At 58.3% G+C, this 23,005-nt stretch carries 20 protein-coding genes; 8 read left to right on the top strand and 12 right to left on the bottom strand.

All coding sequences use genetic code 11. The annotated features are described in order from the left end of the window. Nucleotides 1-123 precede the first annotated feature (123 nt). The 3 genes from ORG26_RS09555 to ORG26_RS09545 all read left to right on the top strand — a co-directional run bounded on the left by ORG26_RS09555 (nucleotide 124) and on the right by ORG26_RS09545 (nucleotide 2,908). Nucleotides 124-1,266: a serine hydrolase domain-containing protein gene (locus ORG26_RS09555; protein WP_266368745.1), complete on the top strand. Its 1,143-nt coding sequence runs from the start codon at nucleotides 124-126 to the stop codon at nucleotides 1,264-1,266. Nucleotides 1,267-1,356: 90 nt separating this feature from the next. Then, entirely contained in the window at nucleotides 1,357-1,974 is a 618-nt protein-coding gene (locus ORG26_RS09550) for a TetR/AcrR family transcriptional regulator (protein WP_266368743.1), read from the top strand. A gap of 136 nt (nucleotides 1,975-2,110) precedes the next feature. Continuing rightward, entirely contained in the window at nucleotides 2,111-2,908 is a 798-nt protein-coding gene (locus ORG26_RS09545; RefSeq protein ID WP_266368741.1) for a hypothetical protein, read from the top strand. Nucleotides 2,909-2,964: 56 nt separating this feature from the next. Here the strand turns inward: ORG26_RS09545 and ORG26_RS09540 are convergent, their stop codons facing one another. Then, entirely contained in the window at nucleotides 2,965-4,977 is a 2,013-nt protein-coding gene (locus tag ORG26_RS09540; protein WP_266368740.1) for a S9 family peptidase, read from the bottom strand. Between the two features lie 116 nt (nucleotides 4,978-5,093). On the opposite strand from ORG26_RS09540, the gene ORG26_RS09535 reads away from it, so the two are divergent. Beyond that, nucleotides 5,094-6,032, top strand: coding sequence for an alpha/beta hydrolase (locus ORG26_RS09535; RefSeq protein ID WP_266368739.1), 939 nt, complete (start codon nucleotides 5,094-5,096; stop codon nucleotides 6,030-6,032). 200 nt (nucleotides 6,033-6,232) lie between these two features. Beyond that, complete coding sequence (locus ORG26_RS09530; protein WP_266369361.1) at nucleotides 6,233-7,612, top strand: DEAD/DEAH box helicase; 1,380 nt, start codon at nucleotides 6,233-6,235, stop codon at nucleotides 7,610-7,612. Between the two features lie 129 nt (nucleotides 7,613-7,741). Here the strand turns inward: ORG26_RS09530 and ORG26_RS09525 are convergent, their stop codons facing one another. The 4 genes from ORG26_RS09525 to ORG26_RS09510 are packed head-to-tail and all read right to left on the bottom strand — an operon-like array spanning nucleotide 7,742 to nucleotide 12,662. Continuing rightward, on the bottom strand, nucleotides 7,742-8,590 hold the full coding sequence (locus tag ORG26_RS09525; protein WP_266368737.1) for a ThuA domain-containing protein: 849 nt from the start codon (nucleotides 8,588-8,590) through the stop codon (nucleotides 7,742-7,744). Between the two features lie 31 nt (nucleotides 8,591-8,621). After that, nucleotides 8,622-9,791 carry a Gfo/Idh/MocA family protein gene (locus ORG26_RS09520; RefSeq protein WP_266368736.1) on the bottom strand — a complete coding sequence of 390 codons (1,170 nt, stop codon included), beginning with the start codon at nucleotides 9,789-9,791 and terminating at the stop codon, nucleotides 8,622-8,624. A 3-nt stretch (nucleotides 9,792-9,794) separates the two neighbouring features. Further along, nucleotides 9,795-11,219 carry a putative oxidoreductase C-terminal domain-containing protein gene (locus tag ORG26_RS09515; RefSeq protein WP_266368734.1) on the bottom strand — a complete coding sequence of 475 codons (1,425 nt, stop codon included), beginning with the start codon at nucleotides 11,217-11,219 and terminating at the stop codon, nucleotides 9,795-9,797. Between the two features lie 21 nt (nucleotides 11,220-11,240). Continuing rightward, a complete protein-coding gene (locus ORG26_RS09510) occupies nucleotides 11,241-12,662 on the bottom strand; it encodes a Gfo/Idh/MocA family oxidoreductase (RefSeq protein ID WP_266368732.1) in 1,422 nt (473 codons plus the stop codon). 219 nt (nucleotides 12,663-12,881) lie between these two features. Here ORG26_RS09510 and ORG26_RS09505 point away from each other — a divergent pair, with 219 nt between their 5' ends. From ORG26_RS09505 to ORG26_RS09495, 3 genes are all read left to right on the top strand, one after another. Further along, a complete protein-coding gene (locus ORG26_RS09505) occupies nucleotides 12,882-14,243 on the top strand; it encodes an amidohydrolase family protein (RefSeq protein WP_266368730.1) in 1,362 nt (453 codons plus the stop codon). A gap of 60 nt (nucleotides 14,244-14,303) precedes the next feature. Then, nucleotides 14,304-15,026, top strand: coding sequence for a uracil-DNA glycosylase family protein (locus tag ORG26_RS09500; RefSeq protein ID WP_266368728.1), 723 nt, complete (start codon nucleotides 14,304-14,306; stop codon nucleotides 15,024-15,026). An 82-nt stretch (nucleotides 15,027-15,108) separates the two neighbouring features. Beyond that, entirely contained in the window at nucleotides 15,109-15,840 is a 732-nt protein-coding gene (locus ORG26_RS09495) for a hypothetical protein (protein WP_266368727.1), read from the top strand. Nucleotides 15,841-15,845: 5 nt separating this feature from the next. On the opposite strand, the gene ORG26_RS09490 is transcribed toward ORG26_RS09495, so the two are convergent. The 7 genes from ORG26_RS09490 to ORG26_RS09460 all read right to left on the bottom strand — a co-directional run bounded on the left by ORG26_RS09490 (nucleotide 15,846) and on the right by ORG26_RS09460 (nucleotide 22,988). Then, nucleotides 15,846-16,256 (bottom strand): hypothetical protein, encoded by a 411-nt coding sequence (locus ORG26_RS09490; protein WP_266368726.1) that lies wholly within the window; start codon nucleotides 16,254-16,256, stop codon nucleotides 15,846-15,848. Between the two features lie 14 nt (nucleotides 16,257-16,270). Further along, complete coding sequence (locus ORG26_RS09485; RefSeq protein ID WP_266368725.1) at nucleotides 16,271-17,461, bottom strand: acetyltransferase domain-containing protein; 1,191 nt, start codon at nucleotides 17,459-17,461, stop codon at nucleotides 16,271-16,273. 16 nt (nucleotides 17,462-17,477) lie between these two features. After that, nucleotides 17,478-18,383 carry a prohibitin family protein gene (locus tag ORG26_RS09480; protein ID WP_266368723.1) on the bottom strand — a complete coding sequence of 302 codons (906 nt, stop codon included), beginning with the start codon at nucleotides 18,381-18,383 and terminating at the stop codon, nucleotides 17,478-17,480. A 102-nt stretch (nucleotides 18,384-18,485) separates the two neighbouring features. After that, nucleotides 18,486-19,037 (bottom strand): cupin domain-containing protein, encoded by a 552-nt coding sequence (locus ORG26_RS09475; RefSeq protein WP_266368721.1) that lies wholly within the window; start codon nucleotides 19,035-19,037, stop codon nucleotides 18,486-18,488. A gap of 12 nt (nucleotides 19,038-19,049) precedes the next feature. After that, nucleotides 19,050-20,396 carry a hypothetical protein gene (locus ORG26_RS09470; protein ID WP_266368719.1) on the bottom strand — a complete coding sequence of 449 codons (1,347 nt, stop codon included), beginning with the start codon at nucleotides 20,394-20,396 and terminating at the stop codon, nucleotides 19,050-19,052. 18 nt (nucleotides 20,397-20,414) lie between these two features. Continuing rightward, nucleotides 20,415-21,167: a carboxypeptidase-like regulatory domain-containing protein gene (locus tag ORG26_RS09465; protein WP_266368718.1), complete on the bottom strand. Its 753-nt coding sequence runs from the start codon at nucleotides 21,165-21,167 to the stop codon at nucleotides 20,415-20,417. Between the two features lie 147 nt (nucleotides 21,168-21,314). Then, nucleotides 21,315-22,988 carry a complex I subunit 4 family protein gene (locus ORG26_RS09460; RefSeq protein ID WP_266368716.1) on the bottom strand — a complete coding sequence of 558 codons (1,674 nt, stop codon included), beginning with the start codon at nucleotides 22,986-22,988 and terminating at the stop codon, nucleotides 21,315-21,317. Nucleotides 22,989-23,005 lie beyond the last annotated feature (17 nt).

The following is a 23,005-nucleotide window of genomic DNA, read 5'->3' as shown; positions in this document are numbered from 1 at the left end:
AGGAACGAAGAGTAAGCTGTATAACCAATGAGGAGTTTGGTTTTAGGGGCATTGTGTGCCGTTGTGATTACGCTGGGTTGCCAGTCGAATGCTCAGAAAAAGTTAGACCGCTCAGCTTCAGCCATGCAAAACTGCGCGGAAAGGCAGTCGCTGAGCCCGCAGGAAGAACAGAAGATACGTCAGGAAATCGGAGCTGACGAGAAAATAAGTAGGATTGAGTCCATCATCCGTGGCAAGGTGCGGGCCGGTTTTAACGGGTCGGTGCTGATTGCCCAACGGGGCGTCGTGCTTTACCAGAGCGCGTTTGGCCTGGCTCACTTTGAACGGTCCGAACGGGATTCGCTTCTGCTGGATTCCAAGTTTCAGCTCGCCTCCCTTTCCAAAACCTTCACGGCGGTTGCCACGCTGAAGCTGGTGGATGCCGGTAAGGTGAAGCTAACCGACTCGGTGCAGCGGTTTATCCCGGACTTCCCCTACCACGGCATTCAGGTCAGCGACCTGCTGTCTCACCGCAGCGGCCTGCCGAACTACGCCTACGCCTTTGACGACAGCATGAAGCGGAACTTCTACAACCGTCAGAAGCCGTATCCCAACAACGAAACCATTCTGCGCTGGCTGGCCACGGTCAGCCCTAAAGTGCCGCGCTACAACGTGCCGGGCCGGGGCTTCAGCTACAGCAATACCAATTACATGGTGCTGGCGTCCATCATCGAACGGGCCAGCGGCGAGCCGTTTGAGCAGTTTCTGAAGAAAAACATCTTCGATCCGCTGGGAATGAACAACACGTTTGTGGCCACCACCCGGAACGATTCTATCAACATTCACAAAACGGCCGGTTATCAGTGGAACCGCCGCATTCCGAAGGATTACTACGACGACGTGGTGGGTGACAAAGGCATCTACTCGACCGTGGGCGACCTCTTCAAATGGTACCTGGCGCTCAATGGCGACTGTCTGATGCGGAAGAACGTGCTGGCCGAGGCGTTTCTGCCCCGTAGTTTCGAGCGCAAGGGAACCCGCAACTACGGCTACGGCTTCCGAATGCACGTCAACGACCAGAACAAACCGGAGTACATCTACCACACGGGCTGGTGGAAGGGCTACAACTCGATGTTCTGGTTCAGTCCCAAAGACGATTTTGTCATTATCCTGCTCAGCAACCGCTACAACAAATCGGTTTACAACATCAAGGAACTGCTGGAAGTGCTGCACGGCCACCCAACGCAGGCGTCGCCCGATGCCGAGAACGGGGAAGTGGAGATTTAAGCATCAGAACCCGGTTCGCCGGGTTTTTTTATGCCCTCTTCTTGACTTTTGAACATTGTTCAATTACTATTGTGTCGATAAGTGGACTACATGGGTACGGCCGAACGAAAAGCAAAGGAAAAGGAAGAGTTACGAAGTCTGATTCTGGAAGGAGCCAGAAAGCTCTTTGTGCAGAAAGGCATTGAACAGACCACTATTCGCAACATCGCCGATGCCATTGACTACAGCGTTGGAACGGTTTACGTCTATTTCAAGGACAAAAACGCCATTCTGCACGCGCTGCATTCGCAGGGATTCCAGGAACTGGGGCAGCAGTTTGCGGTGCTTACGAGCGTGGCCGACCCAATGGAACGATTACGGGCGATGGGGCGCATTTATATCCGTTTTGCGCTCGAAAACCGGGATATGTACGAGTTGATGTTTGTTACGAAAGCCCCGATGAACTACCTCCACTCGGTAGAAGAGGAGGAATGGACGGAAGGGACAACCGCTTTTAACGCGCTACGGATGACCGTCCGGGACTGTATCGGGGCCGGTCACTTCGCCGGACACCAGCTTGAGCCGCTCACGTTCCTGATCTGGAGCGCCGTACACGGCATGTGCAGCCTGGAAATCAGCGAGCGCATCAAAGGAGTCGTAAAGGAAGAAGCTCCCTCGGCGGTCGCCCTGGCTTTTGACGAATTTTGGATGATGCTCGCCCGGCTCTAAAAAATTTTGTTTGTTAATGAACAATGTTCAATTTTAAAACAGCGATCAATGAAGTTCCTATTTACACTCATTATATCCGCCACGAAGCAACAGGTCATGGGCGGCCTGACGGCTTATCAACGCTAACCAAAGCCATATGGAATCGTTTCTGAATACACTAAAAGATCGCAACGAGCCGCTGTTTTACTACGGGGCCATCTGCCTGCTGGCGGCTGTGTTCTGTCTGGTGCTGGCCTGGCGGCTGCCCGTGCAGGGGGCGAACGCCTGGCTGAAGCCTTTTCGCTTTTTTGCCTCTTCCGTCCTGCTGCTCTGGTCGATGGCCTGGTACATGCACTACCTCGGCGACAACCGGGCGGTGACGTGGTACAGCTGGGGGATGATTGCCCTGTTCACCTTCGAAAATGCGTACATTCTGTTTCAGGCGGCCCGGGGGCAGGCATCGCATTTCAACGTCAGTACGCCGGTGTACGCTGTGCTGTACGGGATGATGGGGCTGGCCGCCGTCGGGATTTCGGTCTGGACGGGGTACATTGGCGTTCATTTCTTTACCAACCCGCTGACGGACCTCGAACCGGCTTACCGCTGGGGTATTCGTCTGGGCATTGTTCTGTTCGTGCTGTTTTCGCTGGAAGGGCTGGCGATGGGGTCGCGGATGGCCCATTCGGTCGGCGGGCCTGATGGCGGGGAAGTGCTACCGCTGGCGGGCTGGAACCGCAACTATGGCGACCTGCGTATCGCTCACTTCTTCGGCATGCACGCCTTGCAGGTGTTGCCGCTGGTTTCGTATTACCTTCTGACGTCCGTGCGGGCGTCGGTGCTGGCGGCGCTGCTGTATGCCGTCATTTCAACCTGGCTTTTTGTGCAGGCGATGCAGGGCAAGCCATTCGTGCCGGTCGGTAAAAAGGCCAATCCCGTCTTGCAGAAGCTGACGTAAACAAAAGAAGGACAGCCCGTGAGCTGTCCTTGCTGTATTCTTTTACCCTTGATGAATTACTGCTTTTCGGCAATGGCCTTCGGTTTCAGATAAGTCCCGAACCAGTCCAGATACCGCTGGAAGCGGTCTTTCTGATAACTGGGAACCGAGATGCCGTGAAACTGGCCCGGATAAACGATCAACTGCGTCTGGATGCCCAGCGATTTCAGCGCCTGGTACATCTGCTCGCTGCCGGCAATGGGCACGTTGAAGTCTTTTTCGCCACCCATGAAGAGCGTCGGCGTTTTGATGCGGTCGGCTTTCAGGAACGGATACGATACCTTCTGCCACTTCTCAAACGCTTTCCAGGGCTGGCCCAGCTCGTTCTCGTACTGGTTGACGTACTGGTCCGAGCCGTACATGGTGAATTGCATTGAACTGCCCGCCCCGCTGGCCGCCGCCTTGAAACGGGTGTCCGTGGCGATGCTGTAATTGGTCAGGATGCCGCCGTAGCTCCAGCCGCCGATGCCGAGCCGGTCGGGGTCGGCCGTGCCATTTTTGACCAGATAATCCACCGCGCCGTGGATATCCATCACTTCCTTGTTGCCCCAGTCGCCGTAAATGGCTTTGCAAAATTCCAGACCACGGCCGTTGCTGCCCCGGTAGTTGACGGCTACGACGGCAAAACCGCCCGCCGCCAGCATCTGCCGCGACAGGTCGAACCCGAAGTTATCCTGCGAAACCGGACCGCCGTGGATAAAGAAAATCGTCGGCAGTTTCTGGCCCGACGGCGCGTTGACCGGTCTGAACAACAGGTTCGAAACCTGCGTGCCGTCTTTGCTGCGGGACGTGAACCCTTCGACCGACGCCAGTTGCAGCGGAGCGACAAATTCGTCCTGCACGGTCGTCAGGCGGCGCACCGTGCTTCCTTCGACGGCGTAAACTTCCGTCGGCAGCTGCGGTTCGCTCATCAGCACGGCCCAGCCGCCGGTTTTGCGCGGTTCGAGGTCGCCGAAAGCCCGGTCGCCGGCCGCTACTTTTGTCAGCTGACCCGAAGAGGAGTACGTCGCGACGTACGTCCGGCGGTCGTCTTCCACCAGTACCCCGATGGTTTGCCCGTCGGCCGACCAGCGCGGATTCCGGACGGGCCGGTCAAGGGATTTGGAAAGCAGGGTCGGTTCGCCGCCTTCGGCCGATACCAGCGCCAGAACCGGCTGGTCGTACATGATAAAATTGTCGGGAGCCGTCGAGCGGAGGTAGGCGATGCGCTTCCCGTCCGGGCTCCACTGCGGGTTGTTGTCGATGCCCGGCCAGGCCGTCAGCTGCTTCATCGCCGCGCCTTTTTTGGCGTCGATCACCCAGATGTCCGTGTTCTCGTTGCGGTCGGGGTCGGGCGTACGGTTGCTCACGAAGGCAATCCGGCTGCCGTCGGGCGACCAGACCGGCGACGATTCGTCGTACTGGCCGCGCGTCAGCGTATCGAGCGTTTTCTTTTCGACATCAAACAGGTACAGGTGGGCCGCCCGGCGGTCGAGGTAGCCTTTGACGTCTTCCTTGAAATGGTAGCGGTCGAGGACGTACGGCGTCCGGATTTTGGTTTTGGCCGAATCCGAGTAGTCCTTATCGCGAATCACGAAGGCAATTTTTTTGCCGTCCGGAGCCCATTCGTACTCTTCCAGTTCGCCTTTCAGTTCGGTAAGTTTTTTGCCTTCGCCGCCGCGCCGGTCCATCAGCCAGAGCTGCGAGCCGGTGGTTCCGTTGCGGGAAGAAAGAAAGGAGAGATACCGGCCGTTGGGGCTCCAGCGCGGCGTCGATTCGCCGTCGGGGCTGTTGGTGAGCTGCACGGACTCTTTCCCGTCCCAGCTGATCATCCAGACGTCGGCGTTGCGTTTGTCCTTGGACACGTCTACCGACGACTGCACGTAGGCCACCCACTTGCCGTCGGGCGAAACTTGCGGATCGCCCAGCAGCGACAGGCGCGTTACATCGGAGGGAGTGAGGGGACGTTTGGCGGGGGTGGGTGTCTGGGCGACGGCCGTCTGGGCGAGGGCCGTTCCTGCCGCCAGCAGAAGTACAAGAAGTTTATTCATTCAGAAGTGTTTGAGAGACCAATAGCGAAAGTTACTAAAAAAGCGGCAAAGCGCCGTAAAAAAGCCTTTTCTTTCGGTTCCGTTGCTTAGATTGCAGAAAAATCATTCCTGAACCAATGAAAATTTTGTCTTTTACCGTGGCGTTGCTGGCAACTGCCTTGTTTGCTTCTGACGGAATGTCCCAATCCAAACCCGAAACGATAGAACTCTGGCCCGCCGGAAAAATTCCGTATGCCATCGCCAATAGTGCCGTTCAGGAAAAGGCCGATCCCGGCAACGACGGCATCGCCCGCATCAGCAACGTCACGGTGCCGACGCTGGCCGTTTATTTACCGCCGAAAGAAAAAGCGACCGGAGTCGGCGTGATGGTGTGCCCCGGCGGCGGCTACCGGATTCTGGCCATCGGCCACGAAGGCGAAGACATCGCCCGCTGGCTGAACGAACAGGGCATCGCCGCTTTCGTGCTGAAATACCGCCTGCCCGACGACCGCACCTCCAGCCAGAAGAATCTGGTCCCGCTGAGCGACGCCATGCGGGGCATGCAGCTGATCCGGCAGAATGCGCAGAAATGGGGTTTAAAGGCCAATAAAGTCGGCGTGATGGGCTTTTCGGCGGGCGGGCACCTCGCCTCTACGCTGTCAACGCATTTTGACAAGCCCAACGAAGGGGCGGGAGTGCAGCCGGACGTGGCCCGCCCGGATTTCTCCATCCTGATGTACCCGGTGATTTCGTTCGGCCAGTTTGCGCACTCCGGTTCGCGGGAAAGCCTGATCGGCAAAAATGCATCGCAGGAACAGATTGATCTGTATTCCAACGAGAAACAGGTGACGGCCAAAACGCCGCCGACCTTTCTGGTGCACGCGCTGGACGACAAAGCGGTGCCGGTCGAAAACAGCATTCAGTATTACCTCGCCCTGAAGGCCGCGGGAGTACCGGCCGAAATGCACCTGTACCCGACCGGCGGCCACGGATTCGCGCTCCGGACGCAGGGCAAAGGCACGCTAGAAGGCTGGCCCGAAGCCCTGAAAGGCTGGCTGAAAGGCATGAGCAAATGAGTGGTCACTGCCCACGATAAACGCTGGCAAAGTTTTTGTTTTGAACTTTATATCTAAATTTTCTGTATTTTTCGTAGCAGTCAGGTGAATGAGTGGCCGGGGAGAAAAGGCCACCGCCTTTCTTTCAATAAATCACAAACACTACCTTGACATTTCACGAGTTTAACCTCCATGAGGACCTGCTCAACGGCGTTGATGCCATGAATTTTAAGCAGGCCACACCCATCCAGGAACAGGCCATTCCGGCCATTCTCGAAGGAAAAGATCTGATCGCCTGCGCCCAGACCGGGACGGGCAAAACCGCAGCCTATCTGCTTCCGCTCCTCGACCGCATCGCCCGCTCGAAGCACGACCACACCAGCGTCCTGATTCTGGTGCCGACCCGCGAGCTGGCCAAGCAGATCGACGAACAGGTGGAAGGACTATCGTATTTCGTCAGCGCGACGAGCATCGCCATTTACGGCGGCGGCAAAGGCAGCGACTGGGACCAGCAGAAAAAAGGACTCAGCAACGGCGCAGACATCGTTATTGCTACGCCGGGACGCCTCATTGCCCAGATGCAGCTTGGCTACAACCAGTTCGACAACCTCGATTGTCTGGTGCTGGACGAAGCCGATAAGATGCTCGACATGGGTTTTGCCGACGACATCATGAACATCATCCGCAAACTGCCCGTCAAGCGGCAGACGCTGCTGTTCTCGGCGACCATGCCCAACAAAATCCGGGAGTTTTCGAAGCGTATTCTGATGGACCCGCAGGAAATCCGCCTCGCGGTTTCCAAGCCGGCGGAAGGCATCGACCAGCAGTTCTACCTGGCGCACGACCGTCAGAAACTGCCGATTCTGGAGCATATTTTACAGCAGACCAACGTGCAGAGCATGGTGATGTTTACTTCCCGGAAATCGGAGGTGAATGTTCTGGTGCGTTCGCTGAAAAAGCTGGGTTACGACGCCAAAGGCATTTCGTCGGACCTCGAACAGGATGAGCGCGAGATTGTTCTGCGCGAATTCAAGATGAAGCAGTTCCCGATTCTGGTCGCTACGGACGTGCTCTCGCGGGGAATCGACATCGACAACCTCTCGCACGTGGTGAACTACGACATCCCGCGCGATGCCGAGGATTATATCCACCGCATCGGCCGGACGGCCCGCGCCGCCACGACGGGTACGGCCATTACCTTTGTATCCGGCGACGAACTGTACCGCGTTGCCAAAATTGAAAAACTGCTCGAACGCGAAGTCGAAAAGCGCATCATCACCGAAGAACTCGGCCTTGGCCCCGCCCCCGATCCGACCGTGAAACGGTCCGGCCAGCACGAACGCGGGCATAAAGGCGGCTCCGGCAGCAGTTCCGGCACCAATAACAATGACCGTCGGCGCAACGGTAAACGGCGCAGCGGCAGCAGCCGGGGCCAGTCTGGCGAACGGTCGCCGCAGGCCCAGCAGGCCGCTCCGGCACCCGTAGAAGCTTCCGCCGCACCCGTTGCCGTCACCGGCGAAGGAGGCGAAGCCAAAAAGAAATCCCGCTCGCGCCGCCGTCGGCCCCGCCCGAAGTCCAGCGGAGCAGAAGTGACTGCGTAAATTTATTGAGTGAATGAGTGATTGAGCGAATAACAGACACTCACTCGCTCAATTACTCATTCACTCAATTGCCTATAAAACACAAAAGACCACGTCGAAAAACGTGGTCTTTTGTGTTTTATAGGCTTGTCACGGGAGGGCTGGCCAGCGGACGGCTTCGTCGCGGCTGGTGGCGTAGGCGCGGCTGAAGTCCACTTTTTTGACCTGCCCCGCCACAAAGCGGATGCCCTGAAAGAGGTGACGGACGAAGGTCGGTTCGCTGTAATCCTTCTTGTCGTGACCGAGCGCCGTACACCAGGTATAGCCGCCATCGTAGCGGTAATGCCAGACGGCCGGATAGAGGTCTTTGAAGGTTCCGGCATTGGCCCGAATCTTGTCGCCATCGGCGTCGCTGTAGTTGAGTGAGGTCAGGTCGTGGGCCATGATGACCGTCGGGCCGGGAGCCAGTTCCTTGCCAAAATAGCACTCGTCCTGCTTTTCCCAGATTTTCGGCAGCCCCTCCAGCGAAGGGTGAGCCGGGTCGAGGGCGACCAGACGCAGCGGCTGAAATTTGGGATGCCAGGCAAACGTACCGCCCAGCATCCGCTTGAACCAGGTCCAGTTGCGTTCGGTGCCCATCACGGAATGAATGCCCACAAAGCCGCCACCCGCCTCGATGTACCGCCGGAACTGAAGCCGCTGCTCGTCGGTATCGAACACATCGTTGTTGGTGCTCGGAAAAATCAGCAGCGTGTACTGCCTCAGATTGGCTTCCGTAAAAACGGTCGGCTGGTCGGACACATCGACGGCGAACCCATGCTCTCTGCCAAGCTGCTGGATGCACTGCACCGCGAACGGAATGTTGTCGTGAACGTAACCCTTGCCGTTTTTGGTGTACACCAGCACTTTCACTTTCTTCCAGTTTACGCCGTCTCCGGCCTGGGAAAGCGTTGTGGAGAGGGTCAGGAAGGTAAGGAGGACGGTCAGAAATCGCTTCATGAGTCAATTAAAGTATGCCTGAAATCTGAACCTACACCTTCAGCGACAGCATCTGCGCCTGTTTTTGGGCCTTCAGCGCCAGTTCGGTAGCCAGAAAACAGTGTTCCTGCGACATGGCCGTTTCCGTGCGGTTCAGCACGTCGTTGACGAGCTGTTCGCCGTAGGGCATGACCACGTCCTTGCAGTCGATGTAGCGGGTTTCCTTATGGTCGGTGACAAACAGGTGGCTGCCGCCTTCGCGCCCGGCCGGGTCGATGTACTTGCGCAGTTCCATAAAGCCGTCGGTGCCGAGGATGGTCAGTCGGCCGTCGCCCCAGGTTTTGAGGCCGTCGGGCGTGAACCAGTCAACCCGGATGTAGCCCGTACCGCCGTTGCCGCGCAGCATCACATCGCCGAAATCTTCGAACTTCGGGTACTGCGGGTGGTGTACGTTACCGACCTGCGAGGCCACGATGTCGGCTTTGGTGGAGCCGGTGAAATACAGAAACTGGTCGAACTGGTGGGAGCCGATGTCGCAGATGATGCCGCCGAAACGCTGTTTGTCAAAGAACCACTCCGGGCGTGATTTGGGCGTCATGCGGTGCGGTCCGAGGCCGATGGTCTGGATGACCTTACCGATGGCCCCGGCCTTGACCAGCTCGCCCGCCTTGACGGTCGCCTTGTTTTCCAGCCGTTCGCTGTACATGATGGAATAAATGCGGCCCGTCTGCTTCTGCACCCGGCGCACTTCCGCCAGCTGGTCGAGCGAGGTGATGCCGGGCTTATCGACCATGTAATCCTTGCCCGCCTTCATCACCCGGACGCCCAGCGGTGCCCGTTCGTCGGGAATGGCGGCGCTCAGAATCAGCTTGATGGAGCTGTCTTCCAGGATTTCCTGCTCGCTCCGGGCCAGTTTGGCGTTCGGATACCGCTTCTGAAAGGCGGCGCTCAGGTCCGGTTCTTTGGCATAAAACGAAACCAGTTCGCCGCCGCCGCGGGTCACCGCCTCGACCTGTCCGTAGATGTGGCCGTGGTTGAGACCGATGACGGAGAAGCGCAGCCGGGCCGCACCGGGCCGCTGGGCACCGGCGACCGTTCCGGTGGGTAAAATGGCCGGGGCCGCGAAGCCTTCACCGGGCAAAGCGGGAAGCAGCAACAGGCCAGCCGCCGTGCTGACGGATTCTTTCAGGAAACTGCGACGGGTATCAGATGAGGTTTTCATAGTTTACGGCTTGCTTTTAGACGATTTTCCGGCAACCCCGCTGCTCTGTTTGGCCAGTTCGAGCGCCTTCGTAGTGGTATAATATTTGGCCAGCATGTTGGGGACTTCCCAGGCGGGCAGTTTACCCGCTTTGAGGTACGTGAAATAGTTTTCGGCCACCCGCCCGAAGTGGGCTTCGTGGCCTTCCTTGTATTTCTCCGGGATAATCACTTCCCATCCTTTGTCGAGCTTCTTCAAATCCACGCCGGGAAACTGCCGCTGCACGCTTTTCAGGGCTGTAGCCAGCGCCTGTTCGTAGGCCGCACCGCCCGCCGCGAGGGGCTCGATGTAGAGGGTCGGTTTGTACTGCTGCTCGGCGCCCTGCCGGATGACCAGGTTCGCTTTGGTGCCCCGCATGATGGAATAATGCGTATCGCCCGCGCCTTCCGGAGCCTTGAACGCCCAGATGACCGACACTTTGGCGTGTACACCCCGCAGTTCGTAGTTAATCTCGCCGTTGGCGTACACGTTCAGCACGCTGTCGGCGGTTACGTCCTTTTTGAGATAATCCGGAAAGTCCGGCTGGTTGGTAATGGTTCGGAACTGGCTGCGGGTCATGGGGGTCGTCCAGCGGCGGGCGCTGGTCAGGCGGATGTCCTTGTTGTAATCAATCACCTGATTCGGAAAGCACTCCCACTGCACCAGGTCAACCAGGTGGGTGGTCACGTCCACAATGCCTTCGCCCTGCTGGGCCACGTCCATGAACCAGGCCGGACGCTGGAGCACGCTGCCCGAGACGTATTTGTAGAAATGGTGAACGCTTTCCTTCGTCACGGCCGGATTGTCGGGGGTACCCCGTTCCAGTGTCCCGAAGACGGCCGGGAGCCGCGAAAACTCCCGTTGCAGCATGGTCGTGATCTCAAACCGCTCCGTCATGATGTCATAGAGCAGCACCTTGCGGCGGGCAGCTTCGGCAAAGGCGTCTTTCAGTTCGCCAAACTGCCGGGAATTGATCGCCATCGGCTTGTCGGCCAGCACGTTCATGCCCGCTCCGATGGCTTTCCGGATGTACTCGGTTTTCTTGGCGTTATTGCCCGCCAGCACCACTACATTTCCGGCTTTGCCCTCCGGGGCCGTAGCCCGGCTGTCTGCCAGCATTTTTTCGAGAAAATCCGGTCCGGTGTACACCGTCTCCTGCCAGCGCGTGGGGCTGTCGGAACGCTTGTTGTAAGACTCAATGCGGCCCAGGTGAAGCTGCACATCCGGACCCGCCGGGGCGTACACGCGTACCTCGGGACTCACGCCGGGCAGCGTACTTTTCTGGACCAGCGCCGCGTGGAAGTGGCCGGGGTCAAGCGTAATCAGCCGGACGGTGGCCTTGTTCTGGGCTTCCGCCGGCCGGGTCAGGGCAACAGACATCAGGCAAAAAACGGACAAAAATCGTCTCATTGAAAATAGAATCAGGTTGTATTAGCGGGTTTTATTGCTGGCCAGCGCCTTGATCGCGTAAGGCGCGCGCTGCGGCCGCGACAGCAGGGCGTTGGCTTCCGGGTCGTTTTTGAATTGCTCTTTTTTCGGGTCCCAGTACAGCTTGCGGTTCAGTTTCATGGCGGCGTGGTGCAGCAGACAGGCCGAGCAGGAACGGTGCCCGATCTCCGCCGGGGCAATCGGCTCCTTGCGGCTGACGATGCTTTCGAGCCAGTTGCCGTGGTGCTCCTTGCTGACGGTCAGGTGGACTTCGTTCGGGCCGATGACCGAGGTCAGCATCTTCGGGTCGCTGGCGTCGAGCTTCTTGGCGGCGTTCTGCTTCGCCACGGGGTCGCTGGAGGTGACGGCTCCATCCCCACGCGAGACAAAAATCCAGCCTTCCGTGCCTTCAAAACGGATGCCGTTTGCAATTTCGTTGGTCACAATCATGTGGACGCCGTTTTCGTACAGAGCTTCGGTTTTGAAAATGCCGTGTACGTCCCACAAACCCGATTTGGGAAAATCCGCGCGGCCCCAGATTTCGACCGGGCCGGTCAGTTCGGTGTTCATGGCCCAGTGGGCGCAGTCGATATGGTGGGAACCCCAGCCCGTGATCATGCCCGCCCCGAACTGCTCGCAGCGCAGCCAGCCCGGACGGTCGTAGCCCACCTGCGGGTGAACCCGTTTTTCGGTATAATACACATCCGGCGTCGTGCCGAGCCACATGTCATAGTTCAGGTTGGACGGAACGGGCATCTTGGGTTCCTCGTCTCCGCCGGGGTCGCCGGGCAGCCCGACATACACTTTTTTGAGCTGACCGATGCGGCCGTTGCGGACCAGTTCGGCGGCGTACCGGAACTGTTCGGACGAGCGCTGCTGGCTGCCCACCTGCACAATCCGCCCCGATTTCCGGACGGCATCGGCCATCATCCGGCCCTCGGCGATGGTCAGCGAAGCGGGTTTCTGCATGTAAACGTCCTTCCCGGCGCGAACAGCGTCGATGACAATGGGCGCATGCCAGTGGTCGGGCGTGCTGACGAGCACGGCGTCCACATCCTTGTTATTGAGCAGCTCGCGGTAGTCCGTGTAGACCCGCACGCCGTCGTAATCCTGCTTGCCGGTTTTCTTGGCATAAACCCCGTTGACGAGCTTTTTGGCGTCTTCGGCCCGCTTGCTGTCTACGTCGCAGACGGACATAATCAGGGCGTTGTCGTACTGCCAGACGCCGGGCATGTCGTGACCCCGCGAAATGCGGCCGGTGCCGATGGCTCCGATATTGATGCGGTTGCTGGGTGCATTTTTACCAAAAACGGAGGCGGGGACAATCGTCGGAAAGCCGCTGATGACGGCGGCCGCCAGAGTTCCCTGGGCGCTGGTCTTCAGAAATTGGCGTCGCGACTGGGCGTTTGGGCTGGTATTTTTCATGCTTCTGAACGTTTCGGGTTTACGTATAGCATAAAAGTGTTCCGGGGCAGGGGTCTACTTCTGTAAAAAGCGGATTCGCAGCGGTAAGGAGAGGAAAATAACGACTTTCTTCACCGGATTCGGCCCGACTCCGCTTCGTTCCCGGCGGCCCGGTCCGCGAAATAACCTAATTTAGCGGCCAGTCAATGTAGATTCGTCCAACCCTTAATCGTTACCGCCATGCGCCTCTGCCTGTTTTTATTTTTCCTCTGTCAGCTGGCTCTGGCCCAGCAGCCCGTCAGCAACCGCGGCCGGGAGATCGTCTTTCTGTCGGTCAACGTGGTGCCGATGAACATGGACCGGGTGCTCGAAAACCAGACGGTGGTGGTGCAGAATGGAAAAATTACGGCCCTGGGCGCGGCGGGGAAAGTCCGGTACGGCCGTCAGGCGCTGGTGATCGACGCTAAAGGCAAGTACCTCACGCCTGGCTGGGCCGAGATGCACGCCCACGTGCCGCCCATCGACGACATCGAACCGATGAAGGAGGTGCTGATGCTGTACCTTGCCAACGGCATTACGACCATCCGCGGGATGCTGGGCCATCCGAAACATCTTGAATTGCGCGCAAAGATTAATAGCGGAGATATCCTCGGGCCGCATTTCTACACCACCGGCCCTTCGTTCAACGGGCAGACCGTCCGGACGGCCGAGCGCGGTGCCGAGATGGTTCGCCAGCAGAAAGCGGCGGGCTACGACTACCTGAAACTGCATCCCGGCCTGACCAACGAAACCTTCCCGGCCATCGCCCGGACGGCCAAAGAGGTCGGCATTCCGTTTGCCGGGCACGTCTCGTTCAACGTCGGGGTGTGGCGGGCCATTGAGGCGGGCTACTCGTCCATCGACCACCTCGACGGCTTTGTGGAGGCCATTACGCCGGGCATCGACACGCTGGTGGACCAGGAGACGGGCCTGTTCGGGTCGTGGATTGGCTACCGGGCCGACACCGCGAAGATTCCCCGGCTGATGCAGGCGCTTCGGGACCGGAACATCCGCGTGGTGCCCACCCAGGCGCTGGCCGAACGCTGGCTTTCGCCCCAGTCGGCGGAGGCGTTTTCCGGCGCACCCGAAATGAAGTACATGAAACCCGGCGAGGTGACCAACTGGGTGAACGCTAAAAATAACTACAACGCCAACCCGAATTTTTCCCCGGAACGCGCCGAAGCCTTCCTCCAGCTTCGCCGCAAGCTTCTGAAAGCCTGCCAGCAGAACGGGGTCGAAATTCTGCTCGGCTCCGACGCGCCGCAGGTCTTCAACGTGCCGGGTTTTTCGATTCACCACGAGATGAAATACATGGTCGATGCGGGCCTGACGCCCTACGAGGTGCTGCGGACGGGCACGGTCAACGTGGCGTCTTACCTGGGGAAGCCGGACTGGGGCATCCTTAAAGTCGGAAACGTGTCGGATCTGGTGCTGCTGAGCGGCAATCCGCTGCAAGACATTGGGCAGACCCGGAACGTGGAAGGCGTGATGATCGGGGAGAAGTGGCTGTCCAGAGAATTTCTGACCGCCGAATTGAAGAAGCTGGAAAAACAGGGAAAATAAACCAGAATAGTCGTTACAAAGCTACTTTGCTTTTTTGCCACATCGTATCAAATCTTAATCATGAATGCTTCCGAACTAAATGAGCGCCTGCAGAACGTCTATCAGAGATATCTGGAGAAAACCTATGCGCTTGAATGGCCTGAAGGAGTGTCTGCTCCTTTGTTGATGCATGTTTTCGAAGAGTACACGACAGTGCCCTGCAAAATTCTGGTTGTGGGGCAGGAGACGCACCGGTGGGGTCAGATGAGTACTAAACCTGGCGTACCGGAACTGCAATCTAACTACGCCCGCTTTTGCCTGGGTAAAGCGGCAAACTACGGCGAAGGCCGGAAGCCGCGTTGCCTGACAAGCCCTTTCTGGAATTTTTCCCGCGCTCTTTTTTACAACTTTAATAACCAGGCAAACGGAATTACCCGAAAGACGAACGGATTCCTCTGGACCAACATCTCCAAGTTTGACGCCCACGCTACCACTCCGTCGCAGGAATTGCAGGAAAAGAATCGTGCAGGTTTTGAGCTTCTTAAAACCGAAATAGAAATTGTTAGGCCGGACGTCGTTGTATTCCTGACCGGAACCAAGTATAACCATTGGTTAGACGAGCTGTTTAACTGCGAGCGCCGTGCTATTCTGGATAATAACTACCTGAGCCAGCTTGTTGGAATAACATTGGCCGACAAGCCTTTAATGTTTCAGACAATGCATCCCCGGACGCTGGTTATGAACAAGCGTTACCACGATGTCTTAACACATCTTCAGAGTAGCTGTAAGGAGCTTCAACCGTAATTGGGACGCAGGTAATCAAGAATAGAAAGGGTTACCTTTTACAAAAAATGCCATTAAGGATGTCTTAACCATCCTGTTCCTCATGCGGCTGTACTGCTGGCTGTTCGGGCTTTTACTGATGGGTAGCCAGGCGTCTAGCTTTACCGTCGCCCAGCGGATTCGCTACCATTTCAACAATGGAACCGGCGAGTCGGTACGGCTCCTGGTTCAGTTGCAGGCTGCGGATGCGGCGTTCACCCGGCCGGATACGTTTGCCGTACACAGGGAGGTTTCCGCCTCAACGCTGGACCTCACCAGCCTTGCCGCAAGGCCCTTTCAAAAGGTCATCTTAATTACCGACAGAAAGCGGTACGAAACGCCCGTGTTTGCCTACGAAGGCCGGTGCAGCGGCTACCGACTGGACCTGGAACCGACCGGCCTGACTCTGACCCCCGACCGGACTTTCCGGTATCAGGACGCCATCAGGCACTTTCTGCTCTTTTTTTTGACGGCGGCTTTCTGCAAAATGATCCCCCATCTGCTGTTGACGGCAGCGCACCTCAACCGCCTTATCCGGCCTTTTCTGCTCATCAACAGTGCGGCCGTCGGGCTGCTGGTTCTTTTCGGGAAAACCGTGGCGGGCATAAGCCCAGTCTTCGTGTTCCTGGTGCTGGCCTGCCCGTGGCTGATTGCCGCGCTGGAAGGCGTCGTTTACCAACGGTTCACCGATGCCGGGCTGTCATCGGGTCGGCTGATGGGCAGCGTACTGGCGGGGGCAGGGCTCTGGCAGGTCGTCGGGCTGGTCTTCTTCCTGAATTTCCTGCTGGCGTGCTGACCGCCTCAAATGCCGTAGATTTTTGCTTCCAGTTCCAGCTCGCCTTCCGTTCCCCGCGGTGAGTCGATGGAAATGACAACATCGTCCGGAGTATAATAATCAAACTGAAAAGCTGTATCGACCTCACCGGCGTAGATAACACGGGGATAGCCGGCGGATTGACCTTTCTTTTTTCGATGAAAAACCAGTTTAACATCAGAGCTAAGCTGCCCGGAAACCCAGACCTTGATAGCGGTTGGAGATTGAGGATCGCCAAGGCCAAACCAGGAGCGGGGTTTCCGGGCCGTGAGAGCGGGCGTCAGCTTGCCGCTGGTTTTTTCGTCTAGTTGAATAGAGCCTTTTGCCGGACCGACCCGGTATTTCCACAGAAAGAAAATGCCGTAGAGAATGGCCAGAAGAAAAATTCTGTAATTCATAAAGCAAATTTCAACTATAAATAACTCCAGACCCAGCCCGTCTGTCGCGCCTTGAACCGCCCGTACCACCGGCAAAGCGGGTACAGAAAGGCCACAATCAGCAGCCAGGCGACGTAGGTAGCGCCCAGACTCAGCCCGTGTCCCTGCACGACACCGCCGGTGCCGCTCTGGAAATTGACCTCGGCCCACGACACGCCGTCGTTCATCAGCAGCAGCACCGACAGGGCGTGAATGAGGTAAAAATGCAGCACGTAATAAAAGAGCGGTACGCGGCCAAAGACCACAAAAACGTCCAGCCAGGCCGACGACCGGCCCTCCAGCCAGCCCAGAGCCAGCAGCGCCGGGCTCAGCGTCATCAGCGCATACAGCAGGGAAGGCGGGTATTTGGTGGTGTTCAGAAACGACATGAACGTGTACAGCGGCGTTTTCTGCACCGCCCACGGGGCCGGGTCGCCGTAGAGGTTGAGGGCGCGAATCAGCACGAAAGCCGCGATGCCCGCCAGCCCAAGCCACCGGAGAAGCCGCACTCGTTTTTCGCCGGAAACGGATTTGCCGTACAGTTCACCCGCGCAGTAGCCCAGCGTCAGGATGCCGATCCAGGCCAGAACCGGGTAGCCCGTAAACGCCACCCGCCCGCCGCCCAGCGGAAGAACGCTCGGCTGGTGCAGCAGGCCCCAGACCCCCGCCGCGACCGAACCCGCCGCAAACCGAACCCCGTCCAGGGCGTTGTGCCCGACTGCAATCAGAAGCCCGATGGCCAGAATCAGCCGTTTCGGCAGAAAAACCAGTCCGGCCAGCACCACCATGCTGAAACCCGTCGCCCAGATGACCTGCAATAGCGTGACCGTAAACCGCAGGTCGAACCAGAGCGCAAAATTGACCACTGTAATTTCCAGCAGAATAAGCCACAAACCGCGCGTCAGCAGAAAACGACTGACCGCCGCCCGGCTTTTGCGCTGGCCGTACAGAAAAGCGGACATGCCGGCCAGAAAAACAAAGACCGGAGCGCAGAAATGGGTAATCCAGCGGGTGAAAAACAGGGCCGGGGTGGTCGTTTTCAGATCCGTCGCGTCGGTGAAAAAGCCAAAGTGCGACAGGTAATCCCGGCTGTGGTCCAGCGCCATAATGACCATTACCAGCCCGCGCAGGGCGTCGATGCTGCTGATGCGCAGACGGGTTTGGGTTAGAGGGAGGGTGGTTTGCATGGCCGTTCGGGGCGGTTTATTTGTCGGTCAGCAGCAGCGGTACATTTCCGCGTCCGCCCATGATGACAATCTTGGTGTTCGGCGAGGCGGCCAGTGCCTTCTGGGCGATGATCTGTTCGTACTGCAACTGCCGGTCGGACAGGCCCGTGGACAGAATGCGCTGGTAATCGGCGATTCCCTGGGCTTCGACGCGCTTGCGCTCGGCTTCCTGCCGCTCTTTTTGCAGAATAAACTGCATTTTCTGGGCTTCCTGCTCGGCGTTGATCTTCGATTCGATGGTTTTCTTGACCGAAGCGGGCAAATTGATGTTTCGCACCAGCAGTTGCTCCAGCGTCAGTCCCCGCTTGCGGAAATCGGCTTCAATCGTCCGGAAAATGCGGTTCTGAAATTCATCCCGTCGGGTCGAATACAGCGCGACGGCATCGTAGTAGACGGCATTGTCCCGGATGCGGGTGCGGGTGATGGGCCGGACGATCTTGTCGGTGTAATTCGGGCCAATTTCGCGCAGAATGGAGGGCGCTTCGGTCGGAATGAGCCGGTACAGCACCGTCAGGTCGATGACGACCTCCAGCCCGTCGGCGGTCAGCACCCGGATGGCGTCGTCGCCGGTCTGGTTCCCTTCGTCGGTGATGCCCGACATGGTATAGTTCTGCGTTTTGATGTCAAACTCAGTAACGCTCACGAGCGGATTGACAAAATTCAGGCCGCTTTGGAGCACCCGGTCCTGCACCCGTCCAAACAGGCTCTGCACGCCCACGGTTCCGGCGTCGATCTGGCGCACCGAGGCCGAAAGGGCTCCGACCACGATCAACACCAGCCCGAGAACTTTGGCGGGGCGGGAAAAACGGGAAAACGCCAGCGAAGGGGTATTGATGGCAAAACCGATCAGCAGAAACAGGATGCCGAGAATCAGAAAAAACATAGTGGGTTACGGTTAAGTCTTGTTCCCGTAAGTTAAGCAGGAAAATCCGGCAATAACAACGGCAGACGGATGGGCGGCAACTTAACCGTAACGCCCCATTATTTATTCGAAATACTGTCTGTAAAACGGGCGGTATCCCGCCAGGCGCGCCACCGGACTCAGGACCGTAAAGACGACCTGCTGCACCCAGAACGGCGGCCTGACCAGCCGGAAAACACCCGAAAAATGGGTAACCAGCAGGGCGGTCTGCAGAAGGGGAGGCATGCCGCCGGCGCTGACCTTCCCGTCCGCGGCCAGTCCCATTGCGGTTTCCAGAAAGTGCTCCGTCGCCCCGGCCGGCTGCACACGCCAGTTTACCACGGCGGGCTGTCCGGAGTCGTTCCACATCGAATGAACGGCCCGGGCGGGAAGGTGCAGCGTCTCCCCGGCTTTCAGCACGGTTGTCCGGTCGCCGAGGCGGACGGTAAGTTCGCCCGAAAGAACCCGGAAATCTTCGGACTGGCGCGGGTGGTAATGGGGAACCGGTTCGGTCGAATGCGGCTGAAACGTCGATTCCATCTCCAGCAGCTCTCCGCCGGTATCGGCATTGGTCTGAAGGAACCGGATCTGCTGCCCGGTCTGCGGATTGCGGATAACTTTGTTTGCGTAAGCCATGAGGGACCGGGGTTACTGACCAAATTTGCACTTGAATTCGCCGGAGACGTTCACCGTTTCGAGGGTGTAGCCATCGTCGTGACGGTTGGGTTTTTTATACACCAGCGTACCCCGCACAAGGCCCTGAACGAGCCCTTTGCTGCGGTCGAAGTCGAGGAGGTTGATTTCTCCGTCCATGAAATGCGTCACCTTTTTTTCGTCATCGTACGCGCTGCTGTAGGTGGTGGACCTGCCTCCCTGCACGTAGGAGAGCTGGGCAATCGCATCGTGCTGATTGAAGCTGAACCGAGCCGTTTTGGGTGCCCGGACAAACAGGCTTAAGTGGCTGCGCCCGCTGACGGGGCCGTCCTGGGTAAGCATCACGGTCAAACCCGTAGGGGTCACGGCAGCGGCGGCGGTTACCGGCTCCACCACCACGCCGTTGACGCCGAACCAGACGGGATTCCTGACGACGAGATTGGAGACGAGCAGGAGCTTTTCCTTCCCACCGTGTTCGAGTTCCACGTGCACCGCTACGGGATTGGTGCGGGGTGCCCGGTTGGGGGCCTGATACCGGAGCAGAGCCCGCGCGTTGGGGTTGCTGGCCTGGTCTTTCAGAAGAGCCAGGTTGCCGTCGTTGTTCACGCCAAGCTGATCGCCGTTGATGCCGTAATGACGGATGACGCTGATACCTGCTTCGGTGGCTGATCCCAGAGGCAGAAAAAGGTCGTAATTGGAAGGCTTGCCGTCGATTTCCCGGACGTCGTCGAAACCGCCGGACTGGTACATGATCGTTAAATTCCGCTCCTGCAAATACACCAGCGTATCCGTTTCGGGCGTCATTTTGTAGCGTTCGATCCAGGCGATGGCGTCTTGGCTCACCCGCCGGACGCGGGCCGTCAGGGTTCTTTTAACCGGGTCTACGACCGCCAGCTGATTCAGGCCCCATACGCCCCCGCTGTTTTGCCGGGCAAGACCAACATTGTTTTTTCCCGCTCCTGAAAACTCGTTCTGCCGGTATTGGTACGTAAGAATGAGGGGTTCGGATACGGTAATTTCACCCTGACCAAAGGTGTAAGCGGTGCCGCTGCCGTTGGGGGCTTTGTTTTCGACCGCCTGGATCGAAACCGGAGTCTCTTTCGCCAGTGCCCCTGCCGGAATGGTCAGCTGAAGCTTTCCGTCAGCGGAGGTCACCGTGCCGCCCGCCGGACCAATGACCTGCGTGACGGAAGGACCCACCGGCCGGCCCGCTTCTGTGACGGCTCCGGGTTGGGTGGGCGTCGGAACAGGGGTTTCGGGCGTGACCGTATCGACACCGGGCTTGCAGGAGACTATCAGCATCAGGGCAGCCGCCAGAAAAGAAAAATGTGCCGTTTTCATATAAACCAGGGCCTGTTTTTAGTGAGCATATTCAATCCGCATGCAATCGTTGCAGAAGGTGGGCGAGTCATCGCCGTAGAAGTCCTGGGTCAGACTTTCGGCCAGCGGCTGGTCGTAGCTGGCCTGAAGCCGCAGCCGCCGGCCGGTTGGCTTGTGGACCGCGGTGATTTTGTACCGGCCGATAGGAATGTCCACGATTTTGGCGTAAAGCTTCGTCCGTGGCGCTCCTGATTTGCGCACCAGGGTCTTGCCCGTTGAGCCGTCGATCAGCGGCCCTACCGGCGTGAAGGTGAACTCAATGTTTTCTACGTCGTACACCTCGCTGTCCGCGTTGGCGTAGAGATAGGCCGTGCCGCCGTAGAAAGTGTCCGGATTGGACGGCCGTTCGCCGGTAAGTCGCCAGGAGAAGTTCCGGACGGCCCCTTCTTCCCCGAAGGAGTCGTACTTGTCTGGGTGGAGGTCAATCCTGTAGGTTTGGCCGTTGTACCGGTGGCTCATGCGGGCATAGCCCCGGAAGGCCCCCGGCTGCGCTTTGACTTTGTAGTTTCCGGCGGCATCCGTCGTGGCCGAGAAGCCGGAGTTGTAGTAGAGCGTGTTGTCAAAAAAGACGTTTATGCCCGAAAGGGCCTTGCCGCCGGCACCGGTCACCTTGCCGGTTACGTAACCCGATTGGGGGTTCCCGGAATCGGTGCCGGGACCGGGTTCGGTCACTTCGCAGGCGGAAAGCAGAAGCAGCGCCCCTGCCGCCAGGGAGGTGAGTATCGTTTTCATAATCAGCGAGTTTTGTTGTTTACACCTTAAAGTTGGAGAAGCGCAACCGGCTGACCATCCCGGCCTCTTTTGAAGCGGAAGTTTTATTCGGCGAAACGAAAAAAGGCCGCCGTTAAGCGACCTTTCCGAAAAAGAGAAAAGCAAGGTTTATTCCACCGTAAACTTCTGCAGCCATTCGGCCACGGTGGCGTTGGTGAGGTCGAAAATAAGGTGGGGGAAAACGCCTAAAGCCAGCGCCAGCGCCGCCAGCGGAATCAGCATGAGGCGTTCACGGCGGTCGAGGTCGGGGAGCGGCCCGACGGTTTCTTCCTTCACCCAGAGCGGTCCGAAAAACATCCGCTGCAGCGTCCAGAGAAAATACCCCGCCGCCAGAATGATGCCCAGCGTGGCTACGGCCGTCATCCAGCCCGGCAGCCAGAGCGACTGGAAGCTGCCCATCAGCGTGAACAGTTCGCCGATGAAACCCGAGAAGCCCGGCAGACCCAGCGAGGCAAAGAAAGCGACGGCGGTCAGGGCCGTATAGCCCGGCATGGACGCGGCCAGTCCCCGGTAGTGGTCGATGCGGCGGTCGTGCGTCCGGTCGTAGAGCACGCCCGTCAACAGAAACAGCATGGCCGACAGCACGCCGTGGCTGACCATCTGGTAGACGGCCCCGTTGATGCCTTCGGCCGTCAGCGAAGCGACACCCAGCAGGACAAAACCCATGTGCGACACCGAGGAGTAGGCAATCATTTTCTTCAAATCGGTCTGCGCCAGAGCGTTGAAGCCGCCGTATACGATGGAAAGGACACCCAGCCCTGCCAGCCAGAGCGCATATTCGGCGGCCCCGTCGGGGAAGAAGCCCCAGCCAATCCGGAGAAAGCCGTAACCGCCGATTTTCAGCAGAATTCCGGCTAGCACCACCGATACCGGCGTCGGCGCCTCGACGTGGGCGTCGGGCAGCCAGGTATGGAAGGGAACGACCGGCAGTTTGACCGCAAAGCCCAGAAAAACGCACAGAAACGCCACCAGCCGCGAAGGAATACCAAACAACTGCACTTCGCCGTAAATGCTCAGGAACGAGTCGGGCAGGTAGTTCCGGCCGTCGGACATATAGCGGAAATCGAAGGTGTGCGTCAGTTGCCGCGGTTCGATGCGGTTGTCGGCCAGCCAGGTCTGCATCTGGCGGATGATGTCTTCCGTGATATTGGCCCGGTCGTCGATCAGGCCCAGGTTCAGCGCCGTTTCGACCGGGTCCATCACGGCCAGATACAGCGCAATCATCACCAGCAGAATCAACACGGAGCCCGCCAGCGTATACAGAAAGAACTTGATGGAAGCGTATTCCCGGCGCGGGCCGCCCCAGAGGCCGATGAGAAAATACATCGGCAGGAGCATAAATTCGAAAAAGAGGAAAAACAGGAAGAAGTCCAGCCCGACAAAGCAGCCCATGATGGTGCCCGTCAGCAGCAGATACAGCGAGTGGTAGGCCCGTTCGCGCTTGTCGATGGTCCAGGAGGAAATGGCCCCGATGAGCATCACCACGCCCGTCAGCACCACCAGCGGCAGACTGATGCCGTCCACCCCGACCACGTAGTCAATCGAAACCACGCCCAGACTGCCCAGCGGCAGCGTAATCCAGTCGAGGCGTTCGAGAAGCTGGTAACCGGCCTGCGCCGGGTCGAAGGCCAGGTAAGCCGCGCCGCAGAGCAGCAGTTCGCCCAGACAGAACAGCAGCGTAATCCAGCGGTAATGGTCTTTTTGGGTATCGGGCAGCAGGGCCACCAGCACCGCTCCGGCCAGCGGCCAGAAAATCAGCAACGAGAGAATGTGTTCGCTCATACGTAACGCAGAATGCT

The organism is Tellurirhabdus rosea (assembly GCF_026278345.1).
Lineage (GTDB): Bacteria > Bacteroidota > Bacteroidia > Cytophagales > Spirosomataceae > Tellurirhabdus > Tellurirhabdus rosea.
This window is presented reverse-complemented; position numbering and strand designations above follow the sequence as displayed.

Coding starts and splice junctions, on each gene's coding strand:
- ORG26_RS09495 (WP_266368727.1), top strand. CDS start 15,109: ATGCGGCTGTACTGCTGGCTGTTCGGGCTTTTACTGATGGGTAGCCAG.
- ORG26_RS09550 (WP_266368743.1), top strand. CDS start 1,357: ATGGGTACGGCCGAACGAAAAGCAAAGGAAAAGGAAGAGTTACGAAGT.
- ORG26_RS09475 (WP_266368721.1), bottom strand. CDS start 19,037: ATGGCTTACGCAAACAAAGTTATCCGCAATCCGCAGACCGGGCAGCAG.
- ORG26_RS09470 (WP_266368719.1), bottom strand. CDS start 20,396: ATGAAAACGGCACATTTTTCTTTTCTGGCGGCTGCCCTGATGCTGATA.
- ORG26_RS09525 (WP_266368737.1), bottom strand. CDS start 8,590: ATGAAGCGATTTCTGACCGTCCTCCTTACCTTCCTGACCCTCTCCACA.
- ORG26_RS09510 (WP_266368732.1), bottom strand. CDS start 12,662: ATGAAAAATACCAGCCCAAACGCCCAGTCGCGACGCCAATTTCTGAAG.
- ORG26_RS09545 (WP_266368741.1), top strand. CDS start 2,111: ATGGAATCGTTTCTGAATACACTAAAAGATCGCAACGAGCCGCTGTTT.
- ORG26_RS09485 (WP_266368725.1), bottom strand. CDS start 17,461: ATGCAAACCACCCTCCCTCTAACCCAAACCCGTCTGCGCATCAGCAGC.
- ORG26_RS09520 (WP_266368736.1), bottom strand. CDS start 9,791: ATGAAAACCTCATCTGATACCCGTCGCAGTTTCCTGAAAGAATCCGTC.
- ORG26_RS09465 (WP_266368718.1), bottom strand. CDS start 21,167: ATGAAAACGATACTCACCTCCCTGGCGGCAGGGGCGCTGCTTCTGCTT.
- ORG26_RS09505 (WP_266368730.1), top strand. CDS start 12,882: ATGCGCCTCTGCCTGTTTTTATTTTTCCTCTGTCAGCTGGCTCTGGCC.
- ORG26_RS09530 (WP_266369361.1), top strand. CDS start 6,233: ATGAATTTTAAGCAGGCCACACCCATCCAGGAACAGGCCATTCCGGCC.
- ORG26_RS09460 (WP_266368716.1), bottom strand. CDS start 22,988: ATGAGCGAACACATTCTCTCGTTGCTGATTTTCTGGCCGCTGGCCGGA.
- ORG26_RS09500 (WP_266368728.1), top strand. CDS start 14,304: ATGAATGCTTCCGAACTAAATGAGCGCCTGCAGAACGTCTATCAGAGA.
- ORG26_RS09490 (WP_266368726.1), bottom strand. CDS start 16,256: ATGAATTACAGAATTTTTCTTCTGGCCATTCTCTACGGCATTTTCTTT.
- ORG26_RS09480 (WP_266368723.1), bottom strand. CDS start 18,383: ATGTTTTTTCTGATTCTCGGCATCCTGTTTCTGCTGATCGGTTTTGCC.
- ORG26_RS09540 (WP_266368740.1), bottom strand. CDS start 4,977: ATGAATAAACTTCTTGTACTTCTGCTGGCGGCAGGAACGGCCCTCGCC.
- ORG26_RS09555 (WP_266368745.1), top strand. CDS start 124: ATGCAAAACTGCGCGGAAAGGCAGTCGCTGAGCCCGCAGGAAGAACAG.
- ORG26_RS09515 (WP_266368734.1), bottom strand. CDS start 11,219: ATGAGACGATTTTTGTCCGTTTTTTGCCTGATGTCTGTTGCCCTGACC.
- ORG26_RS09535 (WP_266368739.1), top strand. CDS start 5,094: ATGAAAATTTTGTCTTTTACCGTGGCGTTGCTGGCAACTGCCTTGTTT.